Raw genomic sequence first — 4,938 nt, 5'->3', positions numbered from 1 at the left:
CCGACGCCGGTGGCCGGGTCCCAGACATGAATGCCGTCCCCCGGTCCGGTCACGGCTGCCAGGAAGTCGCGATTGCCCGTGGGTACCGCGCAGAGATCCCGGACGCTGCCAGAGCCGGAGTACCGCGTCCGCTGTTGTTCTCCGCCGACCAGGTCCCACAGCCGTACCGTGCCGTCCGCGGCTCCGCCGGCCAGCACTTCGCGCCCGCCGATCCGAACCGGACACACCAGGACCGTTCCTTCAGAGCCCGTGAGCACCGGTCCGTCCGCCCCGGTGGCTGCGTCCCAGAGATGTACGGCGCTGTCGGCGCCGAGGGCGATGACGGTGTTCGAGCCGACCCGAATGGAGCACACCGAGCGCAGTCTTCCGACGTCCGGCCGGAGAGGTTCGCCCGGCCCACGGATGTCGAGGTCCCACAACCGCACGGAGTTGTCGTGACCGCAGCTGGCCAGCAGCGTCCGACCGCCCACCTCGACCGTGCAGAGGTCCCGAACTGCGTCCGTGTGGCCACGCAGCACCCGCTCGACCGTCCCGCTGACCGGGTCCCACAGCTTCACCAGTGCGTCACTGCCGCCAGTGGCCAGCAGAGTCCTTCCGTCCACCGTGACGGCACATGCCGCTCGTGACCCACCCGCGTGGCCCGGCAGTGCATGGTCCAAGCGGCCGGTGGCCGCGTCCCACAACCACACCGTCCCGTGCCCGCCGGTTCCGACGAGCATCGTCCTTCCGTCGATGTCCATCGCCGTGACGGCCCACAGCTCGTGGCATCGTCCGGCCAACTCGCGCTCGGGACGCCCTGTGAGGACGTCCCACAGACGGACTGTCCCCTCGTCGTCGACGACCAGGAACGTGTGGCCTTCCACCACCACCACGTTGCGTCCCAAGCCGAAGACCGCGCCTCGGTGCTCCAGGGAACCGGTGGCCGGGTCCCAGAAGCACAACGTGAACCCCTGGTCGGAGACGGCGATCAGTGGCCTTCCGTCGATCACGACGTTGGAAACGCAGGCGCCCAGCATGCTCTGGCCCGGAAACGTGCGTACGACCGTGCCGTCGACGGGATCCCAGAGCCGGACGGTTCCGTCACCGGAGGCACTGGCCAGCAACGTGCGCCCCTCGACCGTCACCGAGCAGACCGTGTTCACGCTGCCGCTGTGCCCGATCAGAACCCGCTCGGTTTCACCCGTCTCCACGTTCCACAGCCTGACGGTGTTGTCCCACGCAGCGCTGGCCAGCAGCGAGCGACCTCCGACGACCACCACGCACAGCGACTGCACCCACCGGGTGTGCCCGGTCAGGATCGTCGCTTCCTCGTGGGTGCCCCAGCGCGCCCACCGCAGGCGGTACGCGGCGGGATGGTCAAGCGTTCGGTAGGTGGTACCCAGGTCTCCGAGTGCCTCCGTGGTGCTGAACAGGGCCGCCCGCTCCGTCGGACCCGCATCCAGCGCCTGTGGGGTGCGCCGAAGCAGGGCGGCTCGGAGGCGGGTCTCCTGGAGAGCTGTGCCGGCAGTGGCGGGAACCAGGCGCCGCAGGTCTGCATGGAGCAGGTAGACGGGGTCTTCGAGCAGCATGTCGACGGCACCGGCGCGGGAAGCGTGACCGGGCAGCGAGCGCAGCAGATAGCCGGGGGCGGTACGCCAGCCCCCGGATCGGCCGTGCTGTACGAACGCACGAGTGAGGGCTAGTTCGTCGTCCCGCAGGTCGCGGGACGCCCGCAGACTGTCGTTGAGCGCCTGGTGGAACAGCTGGAAGGTCGGTGTCTGCGGATCGTCGTCGGTGGTCTCGATGAGGAAGGCGGCTGCCGACGAACGGGCGAAGGCCAGCAGGCCGGCCTCGGTGGGTACCTGGCGGCTGAGCGCAGTGACCGCACAGCGCCACAGGTCCACGGGCAGGCCGGGGTCCTCGGCAAGGGCCAGGGCCGTGAGCACCATTCCGGCCGGGATGCCGTCGACGTACGGGAGAACGGCCAGGTACTCGCGAAGGGCAGCCTGGACGGTCGGCGAGAAGGAGACGTCAAGCGGTCGCGCCGGAGCCGAGTCGTGGAGGCCATGCGTGCGGGCCAACAGGCCGGCCACCAGGAAGTTCCCGCCGGCCAGTTCGGCGATCCGCTCCGCGACCGGGCCGGCAGCCGCCGGATCGTTGTACGGGTTGTCGTGGCGTTCCTCCCCGCGGAGCTGGAGTGCGGCCAGAGCGTACGCGGTCAGGTCGGCCGGCGAGGAGTGACGGACTTCGTCGAGATCCATCACCTCGGCGGCACCGAGTTCGCCGAGAAGTCCTCCGGCCGTGTCCGTACGACGGGTGCCGACCAGTACCCGGACGCGCGGATCGGTGAGTCCCTCGGCGAGCGGGCGAACGATCTGACGCGCGATCCGACGCGCCTCCTGCGTGGTCGACGCCTCGTCGAGCGCGTCGATCACCAGGGTGAACCCCGGCCGGCCGCTCTCCGTCAGGGCGGTGCGCAGTACGTGCTCCAGCGCGGCGCCTCGTGCGGGTGGCGGAGCAGAGACAGCCCGGCAGATCTCGGCGGCCACCTGCGACGCGGTCTTGCCCTTCGCATGCACGGCACAGTCCACCGAGCCCAGCGGCGCGCGGACGGCGGTGTCCTCGGGCGGCAGCGCCGCTGCCTCACCCCGGTCGGCCGTGGTGACGATCCGGCCGAGCACTGCTGACTTCCCCACGCCCGGCGAGCCGGTCACCACGAATACTCGCCGGTCCACTACCTCACGAGCGAGCCACGCGGTGATGTCGATCAGCGCGGCCTCACGGCCCCGGAAGCGATGGCCGCGTTCCTCGTCGTGGCCGACGCCGCGGGCGCGCGGGCGCCAGTGCAGCCCGGCCTCCGGATCGGTGGCCAGGCTCCAGCCCCGCGCAGCCGGCGCGCTCCCGCGGGCGGCCTGGGCGGACCGGCCGGTGAGTAGCTCGAGCTTCTGTTCAGGCAGGAACGTCTCGATGCCGCGGAAGGTGATCGCTCGGGCGTCCCCGTTGCCTTGGGCCTGGGCCACCATGCCCACCACGGCGTTGTAGTCCTCCGACCAGACGCCCGCTCCGCTGAAGCCGCCCTTGACCAGGTATTTCGAGGTCGTATCCAAGCGTATCCAGTCGTACCCCAGTTCCTCCCCCACGATGCCGGACGAGGAACTTCCATGAGCACTGTCGGGAAAGCCGAACGCCCACCACCTGTGACCCAACAGGGTTCCGGCTGCCGGGCGCCGGACCTGGATCGCGCACTCCTCCGGTAGGGGTTCCGCCAGCACCAGCACCGCGACGTCGTTGATGTCGAATCCGCCGACGTCAGGACCCGGCGACGGGGGGACGACCTCGGCAACGCGGATCCGGCGACGTTCCAATGACTCGATCCCCGGGAACGCGAGCCACAGATCGGAAAGTTGTTCGATGCCGTTGAAGGCGACGTGTGCGCACGTGAGGACCCGGCTGCTGTCGACCAAGAACCCCGCTCCCAGCGGCTTGCGGTCGTGCTCGCCGGGGTAGACGGCCGCGATCCAAGTGCGCGAGTCAGGGCCTCGGGCCTCTCCGCTTCCCCGGCTCACTGCTCGGCTGTGCCGGGCTTCCAGGTGAGGGTCACCTCGAAGTTCCCCTCCGTGGCGGCCTTGGCCACCAGCCAATTCGCCGTCCCGGTCACCTTCACGCCGAACTTCACTTGCACCTCGCCGGGTTGCAGCGCCTTGACCTGTTCCAGCACGGCCCGGGCACCCGCCACTGCCGGGCGCACTGCGTCCCGGATCCGACCGACCACCTCGTCCCCGGAACTGACCTGGTGCCACTCATCGCCTGCCTCGACCTCGAAGCGCACGACCGTGTCCTCACCGACCGTGTAGGACACCACCTGCGAACCCATCCAAGCCCCCCAGCTACTCACGAATGGAGGAAGCGTACTGCCTCTCCCGGCGGTGAGGGTGGGGGTCTTGATGTCTCCGGGACGGAGGTGCTGGACACCGGGCGACGTCCTGGGTCACGTGCACTTCACCCGGGCGCCCACCTCCCCCACCGACCGTTCCCCACGGCGCGGGCCTCACATCATCCGCTCGGCCGTCTCCGCCCGTGCCCGCAGCGCCGCCGCTTCCGCGTGCGCGCCACGGGCGTCGAGGAGGCGGGCCCGGTACTCCATGGCGTAGGCATCGCCCAGTGACTCGGCGCGCAGGAAGGCCTGCACGGCCCGGTCGGGGTCGCCGTGGTCCCGGAAGGCCACGCCCAGGGCGGTGATGGGGTAGGCCTCGTCCTGGTCGAGGATCGGCGGGGCCCAGCGGTCGACGGTCGCCCGGTCGCCGCGGTCGAGTGCCTGGCGGACCAGGCCGAGCATCGCGTCGGGGTCGCCGAGGGCGGCGCTGCGTTCCCAGATCACCTGGGCGCGGTTGGTGTCTCCGGCCAGCGAGTGCAGGGTGCCGAGGTTGAAGCCGGCGCCGACGTTGCCGGCGTCCCAGGCCCTGGTCAGCCAGGTGAGTGCCCGGGCGCGGTCGACCGCGATCAGGGCCGCGCCGAGGTTCGCCATCGCCAGGACGTCGCCCGACTCGGCCTCCGTCTCCAGCTCGGCCAGTTCGGCGGGGACGGGCCGTCCCACCGAGGCCATCGGGATCCGGCGCGAGACGATCTCCTCGCCCCGGCCGTCCTCGGTGCCGCGACGACGGCGGAACCAGCCGAGCATCAGCGACCGCCCGGCAGGTGGGGCAGGACCGGCCCGCGGAGGGCGCGCACAGGGGGAATCGTCATGGGCCGATCGTGCCATCCCGGTCGTGGGTGCCCCGCAGGCGGGTGGGGGTCCGGGCATCCGGTGCTGCCCGGACCCGTCGTCGGTTCACGGCCGGGACGGGGCTCACTTCCGCGCGGTCACCACGACCGCCGTCTCGGCGAGGAAGAAGCGTCCCCGGTCCGCGGCGAGCCGGACCGCGTCGTGCCAGGCTTCGACCTCCGCGAGGGACACGACAC

3 protein-coding genes are annotated in these 4,938 nt (G+C 71.1%); all 3 read right to left on the bottom strand.

Going from position 1 to position 4,938, the window contains the following annotated elements; all coding sequences use genetic code 11:
- On the bottom strand, window positions 1-3,443 hold a 3,443-nt coding region (locus ABZ641_RS25650; protein ID WP_359985283.1), incomplete at its 3' end, for a hypothetical protein.
- A 98-nt stretch (window positions 3,444-3,541) separates the two neighbouring features.
- Window positions 3,542-3,853 (bottom strand): CU044_2847 family protein, encoded by a 312-nt coding sequence (locus ABZ641_RS25645; RefSeq protein WP_359985281.1) that lies wholly within the window; start codon window positions 3,851-3,853, stop codon window positions 3,542-3,544.
- Window positions 3,854-4,027: 174 nt separating this feature from the next.
- On the bottom strand, window positions 4,028-4,657 hold the full coding sequence (locus ABZ641_RS25640) for a hypothetical protein (protein ID WP_344622230.1): 630 nt from the start codon (window positions 4,655-4,657) through the stop codon (window positions 4,028-4,030).
- Window positions 4,658-4,938 lie beyond the last annotated feature (281 nt).

Origin of the sequence: Kitasatospora sp. NPDC007106 (assembly GCF_040634455.1) — a bacterium.
Classification (GTDB): domain Bacteria; phylum Actinomycetota; class Actinomycetes; order Streptomycetales; family Streptomycetaceae; genus Kitasatospora; species Kitasatospora arboriphila.
This window is presented reverse-complemented; position numbering and strand designations above follow the sequence as displayed.

Bases quoted from the DNA above. Each gene is read 5' to 3' on its own strand.
- ABZ641_RS25645 (WP_359985281.1), bottom strand. From the start codon at position 3,853: ATGGGTTCGCAGGTGGTGTCCTACACGGTCGGTGAGGACACGGTCGTG.
- ABZ641_RS25640 (WP_344622230.1), bottom strand. From the start codon at position 4,657: ATGCTCGGCTGGTTCCGCCGTCGTCGCGGCACCGAGGACGGCCGGGGC.